This window comes from Mesorhizobium sp. IMUNJ 23232 (assembly GCF_044326205.1).
Taxonomy (GTDB): domain Bacteria; phylum Pseudomonadota; class Alphaproteobacteria; order Rhizobiales; family Rhizobiaceae; genus Kumtagia.
Map to the genome: position 1 here is coordinate 150,091 of NZ_JBIRCY010000008.1, position 23,714 is coordinate 173,804.

A 23,714-nucleotide genomic window follows, 5' to 3' on the forward strand; every position below is an offset into this window, starting at 1 on the left:
CCCGCAATCCGCCCATGTCGAGGTTCGTCTCAGGGAGGTGCGGTCAGGAGCGGCAAGCCCGACGCCAGAATGAACACGGCCAGCGCGATGCGCTGCCGCAAGACAAGGCGGCGCGTGCCAGCGGAGCGAGCGGCAAGGCTGCGAGTCTCTGGCGGGGTGGGTTTCAGGCGCATCCGGGCAAGAATGTCGTCGACGGCGGCGCCGCCTCTCTGCTCGTCTTCATAGCTTGCCATCAGGCGAAACAGAAGCGCGTCGAAGAGCAGGATCGCGGAGAAGGCGAATACGGTCAGGCCACTGGCCAACGCAACCCGCTGGGCAGCATTGCCGCGCATGCCGTCAGCCGCTGGCGTGAACAGAAGATGTGCGACGCAACTCACCACAAGCAGCGTCGGGGGCCACAGCGCCTGCACCAGCGACCATCTCGCCAGCGCGTCGGCCTGGTCGGAATAAGGGCTCTCGCTCACGCGGTCAGCCGGCCGCCGGAGGGTCAGCAGCCCGCAGATGCGCCGGGCGGCCGGCGTCGGCCAGGATATTGCCGGCTTGCGAAAAGTCGTGTGCCCTGCCGGTGGCGACAAGCCATTGCGCCACCACGCCGACGCTGCGCTGGAATCCAAGCGCGCAGCAGACAAGCACCGGCCCGGCGGAGCGCGCCGCCTCCACCGCGTTGGATGCCGTGGCGAGTTGGGCCGGCGAAGGCGAGAGCAGATCCAGCATGGGAAAACTCTTCCAGTCGCAAACCGCGCCGGAGGGCTTTTCAAGCTCGGCGGCGAGGTCGATTACCGTTGCGAGGCGATTAGCTTCGGCAGCACTTGGATAACGGCCGAGGAAAACCCCGTCGACGATTTCGACTTGAGCGGGAAGGCGGCGCGTCCATGCCCAGACATTGATCATCGCGCCGACCCTGTAAGGCCACAGCAGAAGCCGGCTCGCCAGCGTCACCCGGCCATCGCCGTCCTTCTGGAAGACATTTTGATTCCGCGTCGCGTAGCCGAAGCAGACGATGGCGAGCGCAAGCCCAGGCCAGAGCAGCGCCAGCCAGAGCGCGGAGCGGAATGCGCCGAGCACTGCACCCGCAAGCAGGATCGCGGCGCCAAGCCCATAGAATCCGGCAAGCCGGCGCGCCTTGCGATCGACCGTCAGGCGCGCGCCGGCGAAGGGCAGGGCGCCTTCGCGCGGAAAAAGCCAGAGTGCGAACAGGCCGAGCAGCGCGCCGGTCGGGATGTCGATGAAATGGTGCTGCCACGTGGTCAGTACCGAGGCGCCGATCAGGAAACACCAGGCATGCCACAGTCCTTTCCACCAACCGTCGAGACGGTGGCGTATATGGTCCCAGATGATCACCAGCAGCGCGATGTGCAGCGACGGAGCCTGGTTGAACGGCTTGTCGAAGCCGCCGAGCACGGCGAACAGGAAACCGGGCAGGCCGTCCGTGACCGGACGGGTGAAGGTGGCCGTCAACGGGAAGGCGATGAAGCAAGCGACCGCGACAACCTGCGCTGTGAGATAGCGGCCGGCGAGGCGGTTGACGCCGCTTCGCGTCGTGTTGATCAGCAGCGAGAGCCCGTAGAACAGGTTGATCGACCAGTAGGGAAGGATGGTCCAAGCGACGAACGGGACGGTGTGCTCCCAGGAAAAGACGATGCTGCCTACCTCTTCGCGTTGCGCCGCCAACCAGTTGGCGTAACCGTAGGTGAGGTAGAAGAAGGGGGCGAGCAACAGCAGCCAGAGCAGCGCGCGGCGGAAGATTTGGCCGAACGTGTCGGTTGGCGGGGAAGCGGCGAGGGAGGTCATCGCCAGCCTTAAACCCGCCGCGCGACGGACACGGTGAAAATTCCCCATTCGTCGATGCGCTGGTCAACCTTTTCGAAGCCTGCGGCCTCGACCAACTGGTCCATCTCGGCCTGGGTGCGGCGGCGCATCACCCACGCCTCACCGCCGCGATGCGACGTGAGGCTGCGGGCGATCATTTCGAGCTGCGGGTGCCAGGGCTGGCATGTGTAGATGAGCAGCGCGCCGGGTTGCATGGCTTGCGCCAGTCCGCCGAGTGAGCAGCGGATGGGGGCGTTGTCCGGAAAGAGCTCGTACAGGCCGGAGACGATGGCGAGATCCGGTGCAGGCTCGGCCGCCGCCAGCGCCTCGCCGTCGAAGGCGTCGGCCTTTCGGAAGGTGACGCCGTCGGGCAGTTCGCGCTCGGCGATCAACGTCCGGCCTTTTTCGACGTTGATGTCCGAATAGTCCTGCAGGCGCACGGAGGCGGGCGGCTCCTCGATATTGGCGATGGCGTCGAGCACGTAACGGCCGTGGCCGGCGGCGATGTCGAGAATGTGGAGCGGGCGGCCGGCGATGCGCAGGTCGCGTGCCGCCTTGCCGATCAGTTCTTCCAGATGGATTTTTCGCTGCCGGATGCCGCGCCAGCCGATGGCGTCAAGGAAGGTGCGGTCGACCATGCGGCCGACGGGACCGAGGCCGCGAGCCTCGTTCTCATAGACATAGTCGAGGGTCGAGCCGGAATCGAAGCCGGTCTTCACGCCGGTCGAGATGCCGCTGGAAAACCAGCCGCCCATTCGGATGAAGGCGCGGCTCAGCGCCCAATACAGGCCTTTTGGCGATAGCAAATCCAGCGGCGTGGCGAGCCGGTCGGCCTCGTCTCGCGTAAAACCGGCGCGATCGGCCTGCGTCAGGTCCAGTCTTGGCTCCGGCGTCTCGAACTGGCGGATGATGAAGTCGCGGGCAAGCGCCACCGCCTTCGCCCGGTCTCGTTCGCCGAGCGTGTCGTGGAAGAAGCCGGGCAGCACGTGCCGTTCTTTGGCCGGGTTGGCGAGGTTGATGAAGAATTCATGCTGCGGGCCGTGACGGACGACCCAGTCGCTGCCGGAGATCAGCACTTGCGTCGGCACGGTGATGGCGCGGGCGTCGGCCACTATGCGCTCGGCGTGGTCGTAGAGGTCGAGCAGGATGTTGGAAGCGATCGGGCGGGTAATCAGCGGGTCCGCCTCAAACGATCTTATGCGATCCGGATCGTGCGTCAGGAAGCGCGCCTTGACGTAGGAATTGACGAAGAAGCGACCCTTCCATCGCTGCCATGCCGCGATGCCCTGGCGGGCAAACGGCACATAGAGTTTTACCGAGAAGGCCGGCGAGGCCAGCACCAGTGCGCGGATCTTTGGGGCATAATCATGCACCCAGGTCGCGGCGAGCACGGCGCCTACGGATTGTGCGACAACCGCTATGTCGCTTGTCGCGAAGCCATCCTTCTCGTTGATTTCCTTCATAAAACTGTCGATGTCGCGCACAGAGGCGGCGAAGGACGGCGAATAGCCGCGCTCGCCCGGCGAGCGGCCGTGGCCGCGCGCGTCCCAGGCGTAGAAGGCGTGGTCGGGCAGGTTGAGTTCGTCGACCAGATGCGCCATGCGGCCGCCATGCTCGTGGCCGCGATGGAAGAGTATGATTGCGCCTTTCGGCTCCGGCGAAGCTGCCGGCCAGTAGCGGTAGAACAATTCGGTGCCGTCATGGGTGGTGAAATTGCGTTCGACGGTCGGGGCCGCGCGCGGGACGGCTGTGTCGGGGGAGGGAGATTTTTCCTGGAGCATGATGGTCCTCGTGGGCCCAGAGGCCGATGGTTCAGGCGGCGGGCCGCAAGCCTGCGCGGACACGGTTGACGATGGTCAGAAGCGACAGCAGCGCGAGCGCTGGGAAAATGTATGGCGCTATGGCTTCGATCCGGAGATTTGCTGCGACCAGCACGGCAATGAGACCGAGCGCGAAGGCGCGGTCGCTCTTGCCGAAAGGACCCGCATAGTTACGGCCAATGCCGGCTGGAATGCCGAGAACGCCTGCGAACTCGGCGATGACCGCCGTGATGGCAAAGGCGACGACACCCCAAGCCGGGAACAGCGGAACCGCGGCAAAGGCGAGGATCAAAGCGAGATCGGACACGACGTCGCAAAGTTCGTTCAGATACATGCCGAAGGTCGAGGCCTGGCCGTGTTCGCGCGCCAGCATGCCGTCGATGGCGTTTAGCGCCATGCGCAGGAACAGCACGACGGGGATGAGCAGCCAGAGCGCCGGATTGCCGGGAAACGCGGCGATCAGCAATGCCGCTGCAACCGACATGACGGCTGCGCCAATCGTGACCTGGTTGGCGGTGGCGCCGGCCGCGGCAAGGCGGTTGGCAAGCGGGCGCAGCATACCCTGGAAAGCCGGCTTCAGGTCGTAGAGCGTCGGCATTTCCTGTCTTCCCCCTCGCTTGCAGCTTGACTTGAATGCTGTTCACGCTATTTGTCGCATGAATTTGAACGCTGTTCAAGTCAAATATTGAACGATGTTCACAAAAAGTTCGAGGAGAGCCCGAATTGGCTGCAAAGACCCAAATCAGGCGCGAAAAACTGCGCGAGTCCCTGCTGGAAATCGCGGAGCGCAGGATCGCGGAGAGCGGTTACCGGGCGCTGACGGCACGCGAACTCGCGGCGGAAGCCGGCTGTGCGGTCGGGGCTATCTACAATATATTCAAGGACATGGACGCGCTGGTGGCGGACGTCAATTCGCGCACGGGCGCGCGGCTCGATCGGGCGGTCGCCGAGGCTTTTGGGCGCAATGCCGGGGCGGGCACGCCGAAGCGCCAGCTCGTGCTGCTGGGACGCACCTACCTTTCCTTCGTGGTCGACAACCCATTGCTATGGTCGGCGATCTTCGAGCATGCGGCGCGCATGGGCACGGAGTTCGCCGAGCGGCGGGAGACGGAGAATGCAAGGCTGATTGGCCATATCGTGCGGCCGCTGAAAGCTCTGTTGCCCGATGCGGGCGAGGAGCGGCTGGTGCTGGTAGCGCGGGCGTTGTTCGCGGCGGTGCACGGCATCGTCAGTCTCGGCCTGCAAAGGCGCTTCCTGGCCGAATCCCCGGACGAGGTGGCGGCGCAGATCACCTTTATCGTCGAGGCCTTCTGCGACGGTGTTGCGGCGCAAAAAGGTTAAAAAACCGGCAATCCTCCGGGTTTGGCTGCTTTTTGAGGCGGCATTCAGCCTTGCATTTGTGCATTGCAACCATGCAATCCCGTCAATTCAAATATGAAGGGAGAACTCCTATCTGAGCGTCGTACACAGAAGATCGTACGTGCAAGAGCAAAGAAAAGTAGAGTGAAGACCATGAACCTGATCCGCAACTACCGCAATTGGCGCCGTTATCGCGATACCGTCAACGAGTTGAGCCGGCTTTCTAACCGTGAGCTCACCGATCTCGGCATCACCCGCGCCGACATCGCTGTCGTGGCCGCAAAGGGCCGCCAGTACTAAGTTTTTCGCCGCGGCTCCCTCCCTCCGCGGCGACTGGACCGGCATTCCTCCCCCTCCCCGAATGCCGGTCAACTTCAAGAGCCCGTTGGCCTCGCCGACGGGCTTTTTTCTTGCCGAAACAGAGCGATAGCGCAGGCGCCCACGTTCCGGAATGGGTGCGACGGCTTTGCGGCCAGCCGGACATATCCCGTAAAACCAGTCGCTTGAGCGACATGCTGCTCGAAAAAGGCGGTTTTCGCCCGACGAGAGAGCCGCGCAAGCCGGACATTCGCGCCATTTTCGCGTCCGCCGGCATGACCGGGCCGCTGCTTGGCGCGAAGCGTCAGTCGTCGTTGGAGGCGTCGAGTTCTTCGGGGCGCTTGCCGACATCGTTCGCTCCGCCGAGGCCGGCGGCATTGCGCAGTGCAGCATTGATGCGCTCCTGCCAGCCGGGGCCGTCGGCCTGAAAATGGTCGAGCACGTCGCGGTCGATCTTCAGCGACACGGTCTCGCGGGCAGCCGCGCTGACCGGCGCGCGCGACACCTCGGCCGCCCGTTTGGCCGTGCGCTTGAACATGGCCTCGGCCGCCTGGAAGGGGTCGCCGGGCCGTCTGGTGGGTGTTGCCATTTCTTTCCTCTGTTTACCGACACCGGAGCAGCCGGCGCGTGATTTCGTCTCGGTAAGTGATAACGCGGCGGCGGTCGCTTGACGAGGCGGGCCTTTCGCGCGACCGCCTGTTAACGCAACAAGGGCCAAGCCATGAACGCCGACCGCATCCTCATCTTCATCGCCGGGCTGGCAGGCGCCGCCGGCGTGGCGCTGTCGGCGGCTGCCGCCCATGCCGGCGGGCAGAATCTGCAGACCGCCGCGACCTTCCTGTTGGTCCATGCCCCTGCATTGCTCGGCGCGGCACTGCTCGCCGGCCGAACCGCAAGGTTTTCCGGATTCGTGCTGGCGGCCGGGCTGGCGCTGTTCTGCGGCGACCTGCTGTCGCGCGATTTTCTGGGCGACAGGCTTTTTCCTTATGCCGCGCCGGTCGGCGGCATGCTGCTGATCGGCGGCTGGCTGGTGCTCGCGGCTTCGGCGGTTTTTGATAGGCGGTAGCACGACAGCGAAGGGCTGGTGATGGGTGCAGTGCGACCTATCATCCCGAAGCGCCACCCGTCCGCCATCAAATCGCCTCGACGACTTGAAAATCCTGATGGGTCAGCGCCAGGCCGCCGCTGAGGGTGGCGAAGTGGATGCGTGTTGCCGCCCCGGTTCCATCCGGATCGTAGAAGAGTTTTCCGGTGTCGGTCTCGTAGATGATGCGGTCGCTGGCGTCGGTGGCGAGGCCGGTGGTGTTGGCGCGGAAGGCGGCTGCTGCGAGCGGGCCTGCGGGGAGGGCCGAAAAGACGGCGTCGACGAGCTGGATGGTATCGGCGGCGACGCTGTAGTCGACGATTGTGTCGACGTTGGCGGTGCCGAGCGCGGTGGAGAAGACGAAGAAGTCCTTGCCGCTGCCGCCACGCAAAGTGTCGCTGCCGCCCTTTCCGTCGATGAAGTTCATGCCGGCATTGCCGACGATCTCCTGTGCGAACTCATTGCCGGTGAGGTCGATCGCCGTGGTGCCGGCCGAGCCGTTGGTGGTCAATATCTCGACATGCACGCCTTTGCCGAGCGCATAGTCGACCGCGGCGATCACCCGGTCGGCCGCGCCTTGCGTGGCGGTCTCGACTATGACGTCCTCGCTGTTGAAGACACGATAGGTATCGTTGCCGGAGAGCCCCTGCATGATGTCGGCGGCGCCCTTGCCGCCGTCATGCAGGATGTTTTCGCCGGCGTTACCTATGATCTCCTGCTTCAGCGCGTTGCCGGTGAGGTTTATCGCGTCGGTGCCGGAACCCGAGGTGGTCGTCAGCATCTCGATGTGGACGCCTGACCCCAGCGTATAGCTGACGCCGGCCAGCACGCGGTCGGCCTCGCCTTCGGTGGCGGTCTCGAAGATCAGGTCGCCGGCATTGTAGACGATGTAGTGGTCGTTGCCACCGAGGCCGATGAGTTCGTCGGCCTGGCCACCCGGCCCGCCGCCCTTCAGCGTGTTTTCGCCGGCGTTGCCCTGGATGGTCTGCGAAAATTCGTTGCCGGTGAGGTTGATCGGCGCATTGCCGGCGGAATCCACAGGGGCGAGAACCTCGACCTCAACTCCCGCCGCCAGCGCAAAACTGACTGACGCCAAAACGGTGTCGCCGCCCGCGCCGCGTGCCTCGACAACGACGTCGCGGGCGTCGTCGACCTTGTAAAGGTCGCTGCCGCCGCCGCCGCGCATTGTGTCGACGCCTTCGCCGCCGTCGAGTTCGTCATTGCCGGCGCGGCCGGTAAGCGTATCGTTGCCTTCCTCGCCGTACAGGAACGAGCGCTCCTCGCGACCGACGATGTTGTCGTTGCCTTCGCCGCCGCCGAGCACGGAGTCGCGCGGATCGAAGATCTGGTAATTTAGTGTGGCCTCGCCGGTCGAGTCGCCGGTCTCGCTCTGGTAGGTGAGAATGACGCGGCCGTCGTCGAGCGTAGCGATGCCGGTGAGGATCTGGTCGCCCGGCTTGTCGATCTCGACCCTGCCGCCGATCGGTGTTCCCGAATAGCTGAAACGCTGCAGGAAAATCTCCTGCTCGATGGTGCCGTCGCCCTCCATGCCCGACAGGTTGATCCAGGCGACGATGAAGCCGCCGTCGTTGAGGCCGGTGACTTTCGCGGAGATGCTGTTGGCGGAATTGGCGATCAACTGCGGCTGGTCGTGGCGGGCCACGCCGAACTCGTTGTACATACGGAAATAGATGCCCTTGGCGACATCCTGGAAGACCACCACGAACTGTTTCGGGACGAACGGCGTGTCCGGTATTCTTGCGATGTCGGGGCGGGCGGCGTTGCCGGTATCGCCGACGACGAAGGTGGCGGGCACCGAACCGTCCGGCCGGACGAAGGCCAGGTTGACAGTGCGGACGCCGCTGCCGGGGTCGAAATTCTCGTAGGCGACGGCGGCGTTGCCGGTGCTCAAGCCGGCAACCGCGCCCAGCCGCTGGATGCCGTCATTCGGGCTGCCGATCATGATGGGGTCGGCGGTCGTGCGCCCGCCGTCCTCGTCATAGAAGCGCATCGCCAGATGGTTCTCGTCTCCATAAGCAAAGACGGAGGCGGTGCCACCGGACGCGGTAGCGGCGGTGTCCAGCAGCAACTCGTCGGTGCCGAATTCGATCTCCAGCCCGTCGACCTTGGAGCGTGGCATGAAATTGGCGCCCACCTCGTGCCGCAATATGTCGACGTCGCCGGATTGGAAGGCGAAGTCGAAATCGACGACCACCTGGCCGCTTGCCTGCTGGACGATGCGCGGCGAGTGGATGTTCTGCGGGATGCCGCCGGACACGGAGGCCATGAAGTCGCCGCTCGCAGCAGCGCCGATCTCGTTATAGTGCCGTCCGCCTATGTCCAGGCTGTCCGACCAGACGATGGCGAAAGTGTTGTCGGCAAGGCCGACGACCTGCGCCTGGAAATCTTCGGTTCGGCTGGAGACAATGATTTCATTGCCCCAGAAAGTGGGTGTCGTTGTCGTCATGATAGGCTCCGCCATGCGCTGAGGGTTGCGGACCTGGCGAGACGACGCCTGGTCCGATTGTCATGTCACTAGCCCGTCAGAATCGTGGCGAAGCCGATGGCTTCGTCCGGCCGCGTGGACGAAGCCGCGCAAAGGCGTTCGTCCGGCCGGCAAGCGTGGCCGCCGCCCTTCGTCCGTCGCCAGACGGTGGCGCGTGGCCGGATGTCGCGACGGCTACTCCGCCGCCGCGCAATAGGCCTCGAGGCGGTAGCCGTCGGGGTCGACGGCGAAAGCGGCGTAATAATTGTCGCCGTAGTCGGCGCGCAGGCCGGCCGGGCCGTTGTCGCGGCCGCCCGCATTCATCGCCGCCTCGTGGAACGCGGCGACGGATTTGCGGGTAGGCGCGGAAAAACAGAAATGCAGGCCGGAGGCGGTATCTTCGGGTACCGGGCGGCTGCTCTGGCCGATCCAGAGGGCGACGGCGTCCTTGCCGTAGCCCAGCGAGGTTGGGCCGTCGCTGAGGCAGGAATAGCCTAGCGGCGCCAGCACCGCGTCGTAGAATTTCTTGGCACGCGCGACGTCGCGAACGCCGATGGAAACATGGTCGATCATCGTCATTGTTTTCTCCAATGAATTGAACGGCCCGCAAACGGAACCGTCATGAGGTGGCGGCAATCTGCATCGCCGCGCTTTCCGGCACTTGGGGAAAATTGCTATAAATGCGCGATGGAAACCGTGTTTGGCGAACGCGATACGCAGACAGCGCACGCCGGCGTTCCGGTGACGCGGCAGCTTGCCGGCGGGCGGGGCTGGTCCGTTCACGACTATGTCTGCGAGGCGGGGCCGGATGACCGGCCGTTCGAGGAGCGGCATGAATCCGTGTCGATCGCCGCGGTCGTCGCCGGCTCGTTCAACTATGCGTCGGACCAGGGCAAGGCGCTGCTGCATCCCGGCGCGCTGCTGCTCGGCAATCACGGCGCCTGCTACGAATGCGGCCACGACCACGGCGTCGGCGACCGTTGCATCGCCGTAAAATTCGCGCCGGATTATTTTGCGGAGATCGCGGCGACGGCCGCCGGCTCATCGAAATTTCGCTTTCCGGCGGCGATGCTGCCGTCAGGGCGCGAGATGCTGGCACATACGGTCATGCTGGAAGCCGGCAGCAAGAACCGCGAGCCCCTGAAGACCGAAGAAGACCTGGTCGGCTTCGTGGCGGCCACGGTGCGCGCGCTGTCCGGCGCGGCCGCCGTCTCGTCGCGCGTCTCATCGCACGATTCCCGCCGCCTCAGCCGCGCGTTGCGCTACATCGAGGACCATTCGGACCAGGCCCTCGATCTCGACCAGTTGGCAAGCATCGCCGCGATGAGCAAGTTCCATTTCCTGCGAACCTTCCGGCGCACCGTCGGCGCGACGCCCTATCAATACCTGCTCGGCATCCGGCTGCGCCGGGCCGCGCTCAGGCTGCTGACCTCGCCGGACGCCGTGTCGGCGATCGCCTTCGAGACCGGGTTCGGCGACCTGTCGACCTTCAACAGCACGTTTCGCGCGCGGTTCGGCATGACCCCTATGGCGTTCCGCCGGGCGGGGTAGGGGCGTTCGGGCCTACAAAAAGAGGCTCAAACTCTTGTTTTAACTGCGAAGATGTGCCGGTCTCTTGTGAGATACGAAACGCACTACCTAAAAGCTGTTTTGATTTTCGCGACCATATCAGCGTCAAGTTCACCTTGTTGGTGGGCCAGGACTATCATGTCGGTCAGGACGCCGAATGGAAGCTCTGGCGCGCCACGAGATGTCTTTCCAGACTTATCGTTGTAGGCAAATTTTACGGACCGATCGGTGAGGCTTCCATCATCCCAGGAGGCCCAGCCAATGCGGAGTTCTCCCTTGTCGTATGGTATCTTGAACGTGGTGATCATCGCATCCTCATACTATCTTGATAGTACCTAGATAGTATCGAGATCAGTTGGTTCAAGGGTTCAGGATACGGACGCCGGCTATCGCCCCAGCAAATTGCGCGCCACGGTCTGCAGATGCGCCAGCATGGCGGCGCGCGCGCCTTCGGGGTCGCGGCGCAGCAAGCGGTCGAGGATTTTTTCGTGCTCGGCGCAATAGGTCTGCCGGCGCTCTTCCGAGAAGGAGCGCTTCTTCATTTCGAACCAGGGGGACTGGTTGCGCAATATGCGCATCAGATTGTGCAGTTCCTTCAAAAACTCGTTGCGCGAGCAGGCGAAGATGCGGTGGTGAAATTCGGCGTCCCAATGCTCGAATTCCGGCATGTCGGTCGCCTCGCAGGCCGTCTGGTAGGCGTCGCGCACGGCGTTGAGTTCGCCGGCGCTGGCGTTGGTGGCGGCGAAGCCGGCTGCGGCCGGCTCGAGCAGGTGCCTGATCTCCATCATGTCGGCCGGGCTGGTGCCTTCCATGCGGGTGACGACGGCGGCCATGGAGTTGGGATCGGTCGCCGCAAGGAACGTGCCGCGGCCGACCTGGCGGACCAGCGTGCCGTCTTCCTCCAGCAGCCCGACGGCGCGCCGCACCGTGTTGCGCGCCACGCCGAATTCGCCCGCCAGGTCGCGCTCCGGCGGAATGCGGTCCTCCCATTCGCCCGAGGAGATACGCTTCCTCAGCGCAGTGGCGATATCTCCGGCGACCAGTTTTGGCATGAAGCGATTCCCGTTGTGAACCGATAGTGAACCAATCTAGCGGCCATTTCGCGCTTCGTCCATACGCAATCGCCCGTTTCGGTTGGCTTGGCTACGAAAATCAGACTGAAAGGGAACAATCACCCTTGCGATAGGAACCAATCGGCGCTAGCGTTGACAAAATGGGCTTTAATTGGCTCAAAAAAGGTTCAGGGAGAGAAGCATGAGAGTGGCGACGTTCTCGATCGGCGGCGAGCGCCGGGTCGGCCTCGTCGATCAGGACAATGAGACGATCGCGCCCTTCGATCTGCCTGTCGAGCGCGCCGAAAGCGGCATCCTCGCGCTGATCGACCGCAACGGCGCCGGCTTGCCGCGCACGCTGTCGCCGATCCCGCTCAACCAGGTGGAACTGGAAGCGCCGATCCCGCAGCCGCGCCGCAACATCTTCTGCGTAGGCAAGAATTATTACGAGCACGCGCATGAGTTCGCCAGGAGCGGTTTCGATTCGAGTGCTGCGGCCGGTGCGATCCCGAAAAACCCGATCATTTTTTCAAAGGTGCCGGAATCGGTTATCGCCAACCGCGCCAATGTGGTGATCGACAGCAAGGTCTCTACCGCGATCGACTACGAAGCAGAACTCGCGGTGATCATCGGCAAGGCGGGGCGAGGCATCTCCAGGGAAAAGGCGTTCGACCATGTCTGGGGCTACACGATCGTCAACGACGTGACGGCGCGCGACCTGCAGGGCAAATACAGCCAGTGGCTGATCGGCAAGTCGCAGGACACGTTCTGTCCGATGGGGCCGTGGGCGGTGACCAGGGACGAGATCGATCTGGAGAACACCGGCATACGCTGCTTCGTCAACGGCGAACTCAGGCAGGATTCGAAGATTCCGCTGCTGATCTTCGACATCCCGACGATCATCGCCACGCTGTCGGAGGGCATCACGCTGAGGCCAGGCGACATCATCGCCACCGGCACGCCGGCCGGCGTCGGCATCGGCTTCGATCCGCCGAAATATCTGAAGGCCGGCGACTTCGTGCGGGTCGAGATCGACGGCATCGGCGCGCTGGAAAACCCGATCACGGAGCGCGTGTCATGACGACGGTCAGCGTCGGGACGGCTGTCGCGGAAGTTTCCGGCGAAGGTTTCCCGCTCGTGATGATCCACGGCCTCGGCGGCACGTCGAACATGTTTTTCCCGCAGATGCAGGCGCTGAGCGGGTTTCGCGTGGTGCGTGTCGATCTCCCCGGATCGGGCCGCTCGCCGCGCCCGGTCGACGCTCTGTCGATCGAGGGCATGGCGCAGGCGGTGCTGAAGGTGATGGAGGCGACGGGCGTCGAGAAGGCGCATGTGGTCGGCCATTCGATGGGCACGATCGTGGCGCAGCAGATCGCGGCGGAGCGGCCGGAGGCGGTTGCGTCACTGGTGCTGTTCGGCGCGCTGGCTGAGCCGGCGGAGGCGACCCGCAACGGTTTGCAGGCGCGCGCAAAACTGGCGCGGTCCGGCGGCATGTCCGACATCGCCGACCAGATCGTCGCCAACGCCATCTCCGCGCATACGCGCGAGCATTTTCCGGCGGCGGCTGCCTTCGTGCGAGAATCGATCACGCGGCAGGATTTTGAATCCTACGCCCGCACCTGCGAGGCGCTGGCCAAGGCGCAGGCGATCGATGCCAAGCGGATCAAGGCGCCGGCGCTGCTGATCACCGGCGATGCCGACACGGTCAATCCGCCAAGCGTCGCGCAGGCGCTTGCCGACAGGATCAAGGGAGCCGTATTCTCGTCGCTCGACCGCAGCGGCCACTGGGCTACGGTCGAGGCTCCGGGGGAGTGCAGCCGGCGACTGGCCGATTTTCTGGCGCGCGTGCACAGGTGAGGGAAGTTCTGGTGCGCTCGCCCGCGCCGGCCATTGGGAGGTAGAGATGGCAGACGACTGGAACAATGGCTGGAGCGGAAACGGCTCCGGCAACGTGCTTTTCACCAATGTGCGTGTGCTCGATTCGACGGGCGAATATCCCTATACCGGCGAGGTGCTGGTGCAGGGTAACCGCATCAAGCAGATCACGCGCGGCTCGTCGCGCTTCGGCTCGTCTTCGATCAGCTATAGCGGTGCCGGCGGCACGACGACGATCGACGGCATGGGTGCCACGCTGATGCCCGGCATGATCGACGCGCATCTGCACCTTTCCTGGAACAATGCGCCCGGCATCGACCCAATCCAGATGATGGAGTTGGAAGAGCACATGCTGGTCACCATGGAGATGGCCAAGCTGGTGCTCGACGCCGGCTTCACCGCCGGCCGGGGTGCAGCGGCAGCAAAGCCGCGCCTCGACGTGGTGGCGAAAAAATTCATCAACCAGGGCCGCTTTCCCGGGCCGCGCTATCTGGCGGCCGGGCCGGAGATCACCACAGTTGGCGGCCTTGGCGACGCCGCGCCATCGCATATCCCGCATGAGGGGCTGAACCTCGGCCTCGTCGTTTCCGGGCCGGAAGAGATCCGCCGCACGGTGCGAACTCTCATCAAATACGGCGTGGATTCGATAAAACTCAATCTGTCCGGCGAGTCGCTGACCGGCATGGGCGCGGAAGAGACGCCGATGTCGGAGGAAGAGGTGGCGATGGCCGCCTCCGAGGCGCGCTGCCGCAACAAGGTTCTTTCCGCGCATGCCCGCTCGTCCGGCTCGGTAAAACAGTGCGTGCGCCACGGCATCCAGAACATCTATCACGCCTCCTTCGCCGACGAGGAGGCGCTAGACATGCTGGAGGCGGTCAAGGACAAGCATTTCGTCGCGCCCGGCATCGCCTGGCTGATCAACACTGCCCGCTACGCCGAGCCATGGGGCATCAAGCCGGGATCGCGTGTGACGATCGAATATGAGCGCGAGCTCGAAATGTGCATCGAGACGATGAAGAAGATGCACCGGCGCGGCATCCGCATCTGCATCGGCGGCGACTACGGCTTCGCCTGGACCCCACAGGGCACCAACGCCAAGGACATCCAGACCTTCGTCGAGATGCTCGGTTTCTCGCCGATGGAGGCGATCCTGGCGGCGACCAAATATGGCGGGCAGATCATGAACATGGGCGACGAGCTCGGCATGATCAGGGAAGGCTATCTCGCCGATCTGCTGCTGGTCGACGGCGACCCGATCTCCGATGTGCGGATCCTACAGGACAAGAACCGCATCCTGGCGATCATGAAGGACGGAAAATTCCACAAGGCGCCGCGCATGAACGAGGCGCGGCGCAGGCTGACGGCGTAGATACTCCATGAGCCTGCTCGACCAACAGCGGACATCGGTGGAAGGTGGCGGCTTCACGCGCAGGCAGGCGTGGGGGCTGTTCTGGCTGCTCTCGGCGGCCGTCGTCGCCTGGCTGGTCTTCGCAATCTGGCCGGCCTCGCTGAACGCGGTGCTGATCTCGAAAAAGGCCTTCGTCAGCGCCGTGATGAACGGCCTGACGCTGGCCGGGCTCTATTTCCTCGTCGCCAGCGGGTTCACGCTGGTGTTCGGCCTGATGCGCAACGTCAACCTGGCGCATGGCTCACTCTATTTGCTCGGCGCCTATATCGGCTACGAGGTCGGCGCGCGCACCGGCTACTGGCTGCTCGGCGTGGCCGCCGGTTTCGTCGTGCTGGCTATCGTCGGCGTGCTGATGCAGGTGCTGGTGTTCCGCAGGCTGGAGGGCGACGATCTCCGGCAGACGCTGGTCACCATCGGCATTTCCATCGTCGCCGCCGACCTGATGCTCGCCGTCTGGGGCGGACAGACCTACCAGCTTGCCACGCCGGAATGGTTGGACGGCGCGGTGACGCTGCCGGTGATCACCGCCGTGCGCTCGAACGGCGCGTCGGTCTTCCTCACCTATCCGTTCTACCGGCTGGTCGTGCTGCTTGCCGCGGTCGTCATCGGTGTCGGCCTGTGGCTGATGCTCAACCGCACGCGCGTCGGCATGATGATCCGCGCCGGGGTCGACGACCGCGCCATGCTGTCGGCGTCGGGCGTCAACGTGCATGCGGTATTCGCCATCGTCTTCGCCGTCGGCGCGGGGCTGGCGGGTTTCGCCGGCGTGGTCGGCGGCTCGGCGCTTTCGGTGGCCCCGGGCGAGGACGTGCGCTACCTGCTGGCTTCCTTGGTGGTCGTCATCGTCGGCGGCATGGGCTCGATCACCGGGGCGGCGATCGGTGCGCTGCTGATTGGCCTCGCCGAGCAGATCGGCCTCGTCTATTTCCCGACTTACGGCGTGGTGCTGACCTTCGTCATCATGGTGGTGACGCTGGCGATACGGCCGCAGGGCATCATGGGGAAGGCGCGATGAGCCTCGTCGCCACGACCCCGGCCACCGCGCGCCCGGCCCTCCTCGGCAAGGTCGGGGCGGGGCACATCTTGCTCGCCGCCGCGCTGATCTTCTATCCGGCGGTCGCCAACGACTTCTTCCTCACCCAGATCGGCGGCTATTCGCTGATCTTCGGCATGATCGGCCTGTCGCTGATGGTGCTGGCGGGTTACGGCGGCATGGTCAGCCTGGCGCAGATCACGGTGGCCGGCATCGCCGGCTACGCGGTGGCGATCTTCGGGCTGAACAATTCGGGCGTCCACGGCTTCGGCTGGCCGTGGTGGATCGTGGCGCCCTTCGCCATGCTGCTTGCGGCGATCGTCTCGGCGCTGATCGGCTGGATCGCGGTCAGGACCGAGGGCATCTACACGATCATGATCACGCTGGCGATCGCCACGGCGGCGTTCTATTTCGCGCAGCAGAATTATTCGATCTTCAACGGCTTTCCCGGCTTCAACGGGCTGCGCGCGCCGGAATTCTGGGGCGTCAATTGGCGCGATCCGGTTCCCTTCTATTATCTCTGCCTCGGCTGCGCGGCGCTGGCCTACGCCGCCGTGCTCTACTGCTCGCGCTCGACCTTCGGGCTGACGCTGCAGGCGATCCGCGACAACCCGCGGCGGATGCGCGCCATCGGCTACCACGTCACGGCGCACAAGGTGTTCGCGTGGTTCCTGTCGGGGCTGATCGCGGGGCTCGCCGGCGTGCTGCTGATCTGGTTCAACGGACGGGTGTCGCCGGGCACCATCAACGTCGCGGCGGCCATCAACGTGCTGGTCATCGCGGTGATCGGCGGATTGAAGCATCCGATCGGGCCGTTCCTCGGCGCTGTCGTGGTCGTGCTGATGCAGACCTTCGCCATCGACATCGTCGGCGCCGAGCGCTTCAACACGCTGATCGGACTGGTTTTCCTGGTAATCGTCTTCGTATCGCCGGACGGCATTCTCGGGCTGTGGGAACGGCTGAAGCCGCACCTCGCCCAGGATTCCCTGCGCCCGGGGCCATAGGCGCCGGACAGGGGTTTTCGGGTTCAACATGGGAGGAACATGATGAGACTTCATAGACGCAGCCTTCTCGCCCTTGCGCTGGCCACGGGGCTGACCGCCCCGTCGCTGGCGCTGGCCCAGGACGACACGATCAAGATCGGCCTGCTGGCCACTTTCGAGGGGCCGTTCACGGTCCTCGGCGAGGACGGCGAGCGCGGCGCCATGGTCGCCGTGGAGGAGGCCGGCGGCACCGCAGGCGGCAAGAAGATCGAGATCGTCAAAGGTTCGTCCGACGCCTCGCCCGACAGCGCGGTGCGCGCGGCGCGAAAACTGGTCGAGCAGGACGGCGTGAAGGTGCTGGTCGGGCCGCTCTCCGGCGACGAGGGCATCGCGGTCAAGGACTATGCCAAGACCAAGCCGGACGTGACCTTCATCAACGGCACCTCGGCCGCGCAGGACACGACCTTCCGCGACCCGGCCGAAAACTTCTTCCGCTTCTCCACCGACGGCGCGCAGTGGATGGCGGGGCTCGGCACCTATGCCTTCAACGACAAGGGCTACAAGAACGTGGCGGTCGTGGCGGAGGACTATTCCTTCCCCTACACGCAGGTGTTCGGCTTCATGGCCGAGTTCTGCAAGGCTGGCGGCAAGGTGCCGTCGAAGTCCTGGGTGCCGATCGGCAACAAGGATTTTTCGTCGGTGATCGCAGCACTTCCGGACGATGTCGACGCGATCTACGTGGCGCTGGGCGGGGCCGATGCCGTCAACTTCCTGACGCAATACCAGCAGGCCGGCGGCTCGGCACCGCTGATCGGCGGTTCGATCACAGTCGACCAGACGGTGCTGACCTCGCAGGGCAAGACCCGCGACGTGCTGGTCGGCACGCCTGCCGCCGGACCGACCGCCGACACCAACGACTCGCCCGCTTGGCTGGCATTCGTCGAGGCCTATAAGAAGCAGCCCAACGCCTTCCCGTCGCCGTCGCTGTTCGCGCATGGCTACTACGTCAACATGAAGGCGGCGATCCTCGGCCTCAACGAGGTGAAGGGCGATGTTTCGGACGGCGGCGCGAACTTGCGCGCGGCATTGTCGAAGCTTTCCTTCGATACGCCGACCGGAAAAGTGTCGCTCGACAAGAACCGTAACGCCATCGCCGACATCTATCTCACGGAAGTGGTGGAAGGGCCGGACGGCAATCTGCTCAACAAGCTGGTCAAGGTGGTGCCGCAGGTGAACCAGACGCTCGGCATAGACGAGGCCGAGTTCAAGGCACTGGGCGCGGTGAGCCGCGACAATCCGAGCTGCCCGTGAGGGTAGCTTTCTTCTCCCCGTTCACGGGGAGAAGATGCCGGCAGGCAGATGAGGGGCGGTGCCGGCATTTCAAGGTTCGCACCGCCCCTCATCCGCCCCTTCGGGGCACCTTCTCCCCGTGAACGGGGAGAAGGAGATGGAGACGTTGAAATTGGCTGAAAACACCGTCGCGGCACGATTGCAGGGGACCGGCGCGCATGCGCTGGAACTCGACGGCGTCGCGCGTCATTTCGGGGCGCTGGTGGCGCTGACGGGCATATCCATGCGCATCGCCGCCGGCGAGCGGCGCGCCGTGCTCGGCTCCAACGGCGCCGGCAAGACGACGCTGTTCAACGCCATAACCGGCGACTTTCTGCCGACGGCGGGGCGTATCAAATTTTTTGGCGAGGACATCACCGACCTGCCGCCGCACGAACGCATCCGCCGGGGCCTGCGCCGCACCTACCAGATCTCGCAGCTCTTCAAGGGCCTGAGCGTGCTGGATTCGATCTTTCTCGCCTGCCGAGGCGTATCGCGACGGCGGTTCTCGCTGCTCAGGCCGGCCTCGACCGACGTCAACATGGCGCAGGCGGAATCGATCCTCAACGCCGTGCATCTGGAGGGCGACCGCGATACGCTGGTGGCGACGCTCAGCCACGGCCAGCAGCGGCAACTGGAAATCGCGCTAGCGCTGGCCGGCGCGCCGCGCTTCATCCTGTTCGATGAGCCGGCGGCCGGCCTGTCGCCGACCGAGCGTCGCGACCTCGTCGCCATTTTGAACGCGCTGCCGAAACATATCGGCTACATCATCATCGAGCACGACCTCGACGTGGCGCTGCGCGTGTCGGAATATGTGTCGATGATGCACAATGGCCGCCTGTTCAAGGAAGGCACGCCGCGCGAGATCGAGGCCGATCCGCAGGTGCAGGAGATTTATCTTGGAGGCCGGCACCATGGCTGAGCGGGCAAGCGCCCGCGCGGCGCTCAGGATCGACGACCTCCAAGTCTACTACGGCGAGAGCCACGCCTTGCAGGGCGTGTCGCTGACGCTGGAGAGCGGCGTGCTGTCCGTGGTGGGCCGAAACGGCATGGGCAAGACCACGCTGTGCAACACCATCACCGGCCTGAAGCGCGCCCGCTCCGGCTCGATCCGCGTCAACGGACGCGAGGTATCGTCGCTCGAGCCGCACGAGATTCACCGGCTGGGTGTCGGCTATGTGCCGCAGGGCCGCCGCGTCTGGCCGAGCCTGACGGTGGACGAACATTTGCGGCTTGCCGCCGGCAACCGGCGTGACGCAAGCTGGACCGTCGAGCGCGTCTACCAGACGTTTCCGCGCCTGGCGGAACGCCGCAGCAATGGCGGCTCGCAGCTTTCCGGCGGCGAGCAGCAGATGCTGGCAATCTCGCGCGCTCTGCTGTCTGACCCGAAGCTCCTGGTGATGGACGAGCCGACCGAAGGGCTTGCCCCGGTCATCGTCGACCAGGTCGAAAAAATGCTGGTCGAGCTCGGCCGGGAAGGCGAGATGGCGATCCTCGTCATCGAGCAGAACATCGGCGTGGCGACCGCCGTGTCCGACCGCGTCGCGATCATGGTCAACGGCCGCGTCAACCGGGTGATGGACGCAAAAGCGCTGGCTGGCGACCGCGAATTGCAGCAGCGGCTGCTGGGTGTCGGACGGCATTCGGAAGAAGAGCCGGTGACTCCGGCGGCGGCCGCGCAGGCTGCCTCGCAGCTCGCCGAGGTCTACAGGATCGAGCGCACCGGTGGCGAGGCGGCAGCGCCGGTTCAAGGCGCGAACAGCATCTATCGGCCGGTCACAGACCTGCCGAACCGCTGGAACGTGCCGGTGGCGGTGATGCGCCAGGCGGCGGTGGAAAAGACGCAGCCCGGCGACGATTTGAGTAAGGTCTTCGCCATCCCCTTCGCCGAACGGATCGGCCGCACCGTTCTGGTGGCAGGCACCTTCGACACCAAGGGCCGGGAACTGCGCTTCATCGCCGACCGGCTGAAGGCGCTGAAGATACCGGTGAAGACTGTCGACCTCTCGACCTCGGGAAAACCCGCCAGCGCCGACGTGCCGGCGGGCCAAGTGGCGGCGATGCATCGGGGCGGGCCGTCAGCGGTGATGTCGGGTGACCGTGGCGGCTCGGTCGCGGCGATGGCCGAGGCTTTTGCCCGCTGGATCGCGCAGGAGCCGAAGATCGGCGGCATCATATCGGCCGGCGGCTCGGGCGGCACGACACTGGCGACGGCCGGCATGCGCGTGCTGCCGGTGGGCGTGCCGAAGATCATGGTCTCCACCGTGGCGGCCGGCGACGTAGGCAAATATGTCGGCGGCGCCGACATCATGATGTTCCACTCGGTCGCCGACGTGCAGGGGCTGAACTCGATCACCGAGGCGGTGCTGTCCAACGCCGCGCACGCCATGGCTGGCATGGTGGCGCAGTTGCCGTCCGGCGAACAATGGGAAGCGAAGCGTAAGCTGGCGCGCCCGGCGGTGGGCATCACCATGTTCGGCGTGACCACGCCGGCGGTGCAGGCGGTGACGCGGCGCCTGGAGGCCGACTATGACTGCCTCGTCTTCCACGCCACCGGCATTGGCGGTCGGGCAATGGAGAATCTTGGCGATTCGCGCCTGCTGTCGGGTTTCATCGACCTTACAACCACGGAAGTGGCCGACATGATCGTCGGCGGCGTGTTCCCGGCGACCGACGACCGTTTTGGGGCCGCGATCCGCTCCGGCCTGCCCTATGTCGGCTCGGTAGGCGCGCTCGACATGGTGAATTTCGGGCCGCGCGACACGGTGCCGGAGAAATTTCGCAGCCGGAAATTTGTGATCCACAATCCCAACGTCACGCTGATGCGCACGACGCGGGAAGAGAACCGCCAGTTTGGCGAGTGGATCGGGGAACGGCTGAACCGGATGAATGGGCCGGTGCGGTTCCTGCTGCCGGAGGGCGGCGTGTCGATGCTCGACGCGCCGGGCCAGCCGTTCCACGACGCTGAGGCGGACAACGCGCTGTTCGAGGCCATCGAGCGGACGATGCGGGTGTCGCCGACACGTCAGGTGACGCGGGTGAAAGCCAACATCAATGATACGACCTTTGTCGACGCGGTGGTCGCGGCGTTCGAAGGCATCATGCCCAAGATGCAGAGGAGGGCGTGATGGACATTTTCGCGCTTCTGAACTTCCGCTGCAAACCGTTGAATATCTCCGGTCGCACGCCGACCGCTTCTCGTTTCGGAGGATGAACTGATGGCCGCGCAGACGTTCGGCACTTTTCTCTTGTGGCTGATCATCGCCGCGATCGTCGTGGTGATCGCCGTCTACATCCTGCGCTGGCTCTATCGGCGCTCGACCAAGGAGACGGCGTTCGTGCGCACCGGTTTCCTCGGCGAAAAGGTCGTGGTCAATGGCGGCGCCTTTGTCATCCCGGTCCTGCATGAGATCACGCCGGTCAACATGAACGTGCTGCGCATCGAGGTGCGGCGCGAGGACGGCACGGCGCTGATCACAAAAAACCGCATGCGCGTCGACCTGATCGCCGAGTTTTTCGTGCGGGTCGGGGCCAGCCGCGAACTTGTGGCGGCGGCGGCGCAGACGCTTGGCCGCCGCACGTTGCAGCCGGAAGGGCTGCGCGAACTTTTAGAAGGAAAATTCGCCGGCGCGATGCGCACCGTGGCGGCGCAGATGACGCTGGAAGAGATGCATGAGCAGCGCGGCGATTATGCGCAGAAAGTTCGCGCTCTCGCGGCGGAATCGCTGGCCGCCAACGGGCTCGAACTGGAAAGCGTGGCGATCGTCGATCTCGACCAGACCAGCCTCGAATTCTTCGACCCGTCCAACGCCTTCGACGCCGAGGGCCTGACGCAGCTCACCGAATCCATCGAGACGCGGCGGCGCATGCGCAATGAGATCGAGCAGCGCACGCTGGTCGACATCCGCAACCAGAACCTCGACACGCAGCGCAAGGTGCTGGAGATCGACCGCGAGAGCGAATATGCGCGGCTCGAACAGGAGCGCGAAGTCGAAATCCGCCGCGCCGCGCAACGCTCGGAGCTTGCCCGCGAGCGCGCGGTGCGCGACCAGGAGGCCGAGCAGGCGCAACTCGCCGCCCGCGAGGCGGTGGAAAAGTCGCGGCTGGCGCAGGAGCGCGCCATCACGGAAGAACGCATCCGCAGCGAGGAAGACACGCAGCGGCGCGAGATCGCGCGGCGCCGCGCGCTCGACGAGGCAGAACTGAAGACCCGCGAGATGACGCAGCGCGAGCAGATCGCGCTGGAGCTGTCGCTGGAGACGGCGCGGATTGAGCGCGAGCAGGCGCAGAGCCGGCTTGAGATCGAGCGGAAGAAGGCGCTGGAAATCGTCGAGCTGGAACGGCAGATCGCATTGGCTGCCAAGGCTTTGGAGGTAACCAAGGCGGAAGCCGAGAAGCGGCGCGCCGAGATCGTCGCCAACCAGGCCACCGAGGCGGAACGGATCGCCCAGGACCGGGCGCTCGACGAGGTGCGGATCGCGCGCGAGCGGCATCTGGAGGCGCTGCAGATTGCCAAGCGGCAGGCATTCGAGGAGGCCGAGATCGCCTCGGCGGAAGAGGTGGAGCGCGCCCGCATCACCACCGAGCGCGGCATCGAGGAAGCAAAACTCATCAGCCAGCGTGAGTTGAGGCAACTGGCGATTGCCCGCGACCAGAATGTCGAGATCGCCGAAATCCAGAAGGCGATCGACATCGCCAAGAAGACGCAGGAGCGCTCGTCGGCCATCGCGGCGTCCGAGGCCGTGCGCGCCAAGGCGATCCAGGCGGAGGAGCAGGCGCTGACGGCGCGCGAGCGCGAAATCGCCGAGCGCCGCAAGCTGACCGACCTGATCGGCGCCAGCCGCGAGGCCGAGCGCGAGGCGTTGCGCATTACCGCCGCGGCCGAGGCCGAGATGCGGGCGGCGCGGAGCCTGGCGGAAGCACAGAAGATCGCCGCTGAAGCCAATGCCGAGGCGGAGAAGATCGCCGCCCTTGCCGCCGCGCAGCGCTACGAGGTCGACGCAGCCGGGCAGCGCCAGCTCAACGAGGCGGAGAACATGTTGTCCGAGCCGGCGCGCGCCAGCCGCACGCGCGGAAAAATCATCGACAAGCTCGAAGGCATCATTCGCGAGAGCGTCAAGCCGATGGAGAAGATCGAGGGCATCAAGATTTTGCATGTGGACGGTGTCACCGGCGGCGCGGGCGGCGGCTCGGGCCGCAACGTCACCGACGAGGTGATCGATTCCGCGCTGCGCTACCGCGTGCAGGCGCCGATGATCGACAATCTGATGAAGGAGATCGGCATCGAGGGCGGCTCGCTGGGGCGTATGACCGACGTGCTGCGCGACGCCAAGGACATTTCCAGCCTGACGCGTGACAAGAAGGGCAACGGCAAGAAGACGACGGCGAAGGACGATGATGACGACCGGGATCACTGAGCGGGGTCGGTCGTGCAGGATCGTGCGCTTGCGCACCCCCCTCTGTCCTGTCGGACATCTCCCCCGCAAGGGGGGAGATTGGCCTTCATCCCTGCTTTCGCCAACCGTCAACGTTGTAAGAGAGGCAGCGAGGCCGAAGCTGCCAATCTCCCCCCTTGCGGGGGAGATGTCCG

22 protein-coding genes are annotated in these 23,714 nt (G+C 65.0%); 13 read left to right on the forward strand and 9 right to left on the reverse strand.

Annotation, left to right across the window (positions count from 1 at the left end; translation table 11 throughout):
* Window positions 1-29: 29 nt before the first annotated feature.
* The 4 genes from ACH196_RS08385 to ACH196_RS08400 are packed head-to-tail and all read right to left on the reverse strand — an operon-like array spanning window position 30 to window position 4,227.
* Window positions 30-464 (reverse strand): hypothetical protein, encoded by a 435-nt coding sequence (locus ACH196_RS08385; RefSeq protein WP_396646423.1) that lies wholly within the window; start codon window positions 462-464, stop codon window positions 30-32.
* 4 nt (window positions 465-468) lie between these two features.
* Window positions 469-1,791: a phosphatase PAP2/dual specificity phosphatase family protein gene (locus ACH196_RS08390; RefSeq protein WP_396646424.1), complete on the reverse strand. Its 1,323-nt coding sequence runs from the start codon at window positions 1,789-1,791 to the stop codon at window positions 469-471.
* A gap of 8 nt (window positions 1,792-1,799) precedes the next feature.
* Window positions 1,800-3,590, reverse strand: coding sequence for a bifunctional alpha/beta hydrolase/class I SAM-dependent methyltransferase (locus ACH196_RS08395; protein WP_396646425.1), 1,791 nt, complete (start codon window positions 3,588-3,590; stop codon window positions 1,800-1,802).
* A 31-nt stretch (window positions 3,591-3,621) separates the two neighbouring features.
* Window positions 3,622-4,227, reverse strand: a complete 606-nt coding sequence (locus ACH196_RS08400; RefSeq protein WP_396646426.1) for a CDP-alcohol phosphatidyltransferase family protein — start codon at window positions 4,225-4,227, stop codon at window positions 3,622-3,624.
* 125 nt (window positions 4,228-4,352) lie between these two features.
* Here ACH196_RS08400 and ACH196_RS08405 point away from each other — a divergent pair, with 125 nt between their 5' ends.
* Together ACH196_RS08405 and ACH196_RS08410 are read left to right on the forward strand one after the other, a co-directional pair.
* Window positions 4,353-4,970: a TetR/AcrR family transcriptional regulator gene (locus ACH196_RS08405; RefSeq protein ID WP_396646427.1), complete on the forward strand. Its 618-nt coding sequence runs from the start codon at window positions 4,353-4,355 to the stop codon at window positions 4,968-4,970.
* A gap of 171 nt (window positions 4,971-5,141) precedes the next feature.
* Window positions 5,142-5,288 (forward strand): DUF1127 domain-containing protein, encoded by a 147-nt coding sequence (locus tag ACH196_RS08410; protein ID WP_396646466.1) that lies wholly within the window; start codon window positions 5,142-5,144, stop codon window positions 5,286-5,288.
* Window positions 5,289-5,610: 322 nt separating this feature from the next.
* Here the strand turns inward: ACH196_RS08410 and ACH196_RS08415 are convergent, their stop codons facing one another.
* Complete coding sequence (locus ACH196_RS08415; protein ID WP_396646428.1) at window positions 5,611-5,895, reverse strand: BrnA antitoxin family protein; 285 nt, start codon at window positions 5,893-5,895, stop codon at window positions 5,611-5,613.
* A gap of 132 nt (window positions 5,896-6,027) precedes the next feature.
* Here ACH196_RS08415 and ACH196_RS08420 point away from each other — a divergent pair, with 132 nt between their 5' ends.
* The gene (locus ACH196_RS08420) at window positions 6,028-6,372 is read left to right on the forward strand and encodes a DUF423 domain-containing protein (protein WP_396646429.1); all 345 of its coding nucleotides are present in this window, start codon (window positions 6,028-6,030) and stop codon (window positions 6,370-6,372) included.
* 67 nt (window positions 6,373-6,439) lie between these two features.
* Here the strand turns inward: ACH196_RS08420 and ACH196_RS08425 are convergent, their stop codons facing one another.
* Window positions 6,440-8,857 carry a calcium-binding protein gene (locus ACH196_RS08425; RefSeq protein WP_396646430.1) on the reverse strand — a complete coding sequence of 806 codons (2,418 nt, stop codon included), beginning with the start codon at window positions 8,855-8,857 and terminating at the stop codon, window positions 6,440-6,442.
* Between the two features lie 213 nt (window positions 8,858-9,070).
* On the reverse strand, window positions 9,071-9,448 hold the full coding sequence (locus ACH196_RS08430) for a VOC family protein (protein WP_396646467.1): 378 nt from the start codon (window positions 9,446-9,448) through the stop codon (window positions 9,071-9,073).
* A 114-nt stretch (window positions 9,449-9,562) separates the two neighbouring features.
* Between ACH196_RS08430 and ACH196_RS08435 the strand changes: the two genes are divergently transcribed.
* Window positions 9,563-10,426: a helix-turn-helix domain-containing protein gene (locus ACH196_RS08435; RefSeq protein WP_396646431.1), complete on the forward strand. Its 864-nt coding sequence runs from the start codon at window positions 9,563-9,565 to the stop codon at window positions 10,424-10,426.
* Window positions 10,427-10,509: 83 nt separating this feature from the next.
* On the opposite strand, the gene ACH196_RS08440 is transcribed toward ACH196_RS08435, so the two are convergent.
* Complete coding sequence (locus ACH196_RS08440) at window positions 10,510-10,752, reverse strand: hypothetical protein (RefSeq protein WP_396646432.1); 243 nt, start codon at window positions 10,750-10,752, stop codon at window positions 10,510-10,512.
* Between the two features lie 78 nt (window positions 10,753-10,830).
* Complete coding sequence (locus ACH196_RS08445) at window positions 10,831-11,496, reverse strand: FadR/GntR family transcriptional regulator (RefSeq protein WP_396646433.1); 666 nt, start codon at window positions 11,494-11,496, stop codon at window positions 10,831-10,833.
* A 202-nt stretch (window positions 11,497-11,698) separates the two neighbouring features.
* On the opposite strand from ACH196_RS08445, the gene ACH196_RS08450 reads away from it, so the two are divergent.
* The 9 genes from ACH196_RS08450 (at window position 11,699) to ACH196_RS08490 (ending at window position 23,541) form a co-directional block, all read left to right on the forward strand.
* The gene (locus ACH196_RS08450) at window positions 11,699-12,577 is read left to right on the forward strand and encodes a fumarylacetoacetate hydrolase family protein (RefSeq protein WP_396646434.1); all 879 of its coding nucleotides are present in this window, start codon (window positions 11,699-11,701) and stop codon (window positions 12,575-12,577) included.
* Complete coding sequence (locus tag ACH196_RS08455; protein ID WP_396646435.1) at window positions 12,574-13,353, forward strand: alpha/beta fold hydrolase; 780 nt, start codon at window positions 12,574-12,576, stop codon at window positions 13,351-13,353. The genes ACH196_RS08450 and ACH196_RS08455 overlap by 4 nt, the downstream gene beginning before the upstream one ends.
* Window positions 13,354-13,399: 46 nt before the next feature.
* Window positions 13,400-14,740 carry an amidohydrolase family protein gene (locus ACH196_RS08460; protein ID WP_396646436.1) on the forward strand — a complete coding sequence of 447 codons (1,341 nt, stop codon included), beginning with the start codon at window positions 13,400-13,402 and terminating at the stop codon, window positions 14,738-14,740.
* A gap of 7 nt (window positions 14,741-14,747) precedes the next feature.
* Window positions 14,748-15,794: a branched-chain amino acid ABC transporter permease gene (locus tag ACH196_RS08465; protein WP_396646437.1), complete on the forward strand. Its 1,047-nt coding sequence runs from the start codon at window positions 14,748-14,750 to the stop codon at window positions 15,792-15,794.
* Window positions 15,791-16,816, forward strand: a complete 1,026-nt coding sequence (locus ACH196_RS08470) for a branched-chain amino acid ABC transporter permease (protein WP_396646438.1) — start codon at window positions 15,791-15,793, stop codon at window positions 16,814-16,816. Before ACH196_RS08465 ends, ACH196_RS08470 begins: the two co-directional genes overlap by 4 nt.
* 42 nt (window positions 16,817-16,858) lie before the next feature.
* Window positions 16,859-18,106 carry an ABC transporter substrate-binding protein gene (locus ACH196_RS08475; protein ID WP_396646439.1) on the forward strand — a complete coding sequence of 416 codons (1,248 nt, stop codon included), beginning with the start codon at window positions 16,859-16,861 and terminating at the stop codon, window positions 18,104-18,106.
* A 136-nt stretch (window positions 18,107-18,242) separates the two neighbouring features.
* Window positions 18,243-19,046, forward strand: a complete 804-nt coding sequence (locus tag ACH196_RS08480; protein WP_396646440.1) for an ABC transporter ATP-binding protein — start codon at window positions 18,243-18,245, stop codon at window positions 19,044-19,046.
* The gene (locus ACH196_RS08485) at window positions 19,039-21,252 is read left to right on the forward strand and encodes an ABC transporter permease (protein WP_396646441.1); all 2,214 of its coding nucleotides are present in this window, start codon (window positions 19,039-19,041) and stop codon (window positions 21,250-21,252) included. Before ACH196_RS08480 ends, ACH196_RS08485 begins: the two co-directional genes overlap by 8 nt.
* A 90-nt stretch (window positions 21,253-21,342) precedes the next feature.
* Window positions 21,343-23,541 (forward strand): flotillin domain-containing protein, encoded by a 2,199-nt coding sequence (locus tag ACH196_RS08490; RefSeq protein WP_396646442.1) that lies wholly within the window; start codon window positions 21,343-21,345, stop codon window positions 23,539-23,541.
* Window positions 23,542-23,714 lie beyond the last annotated feature (173 nt).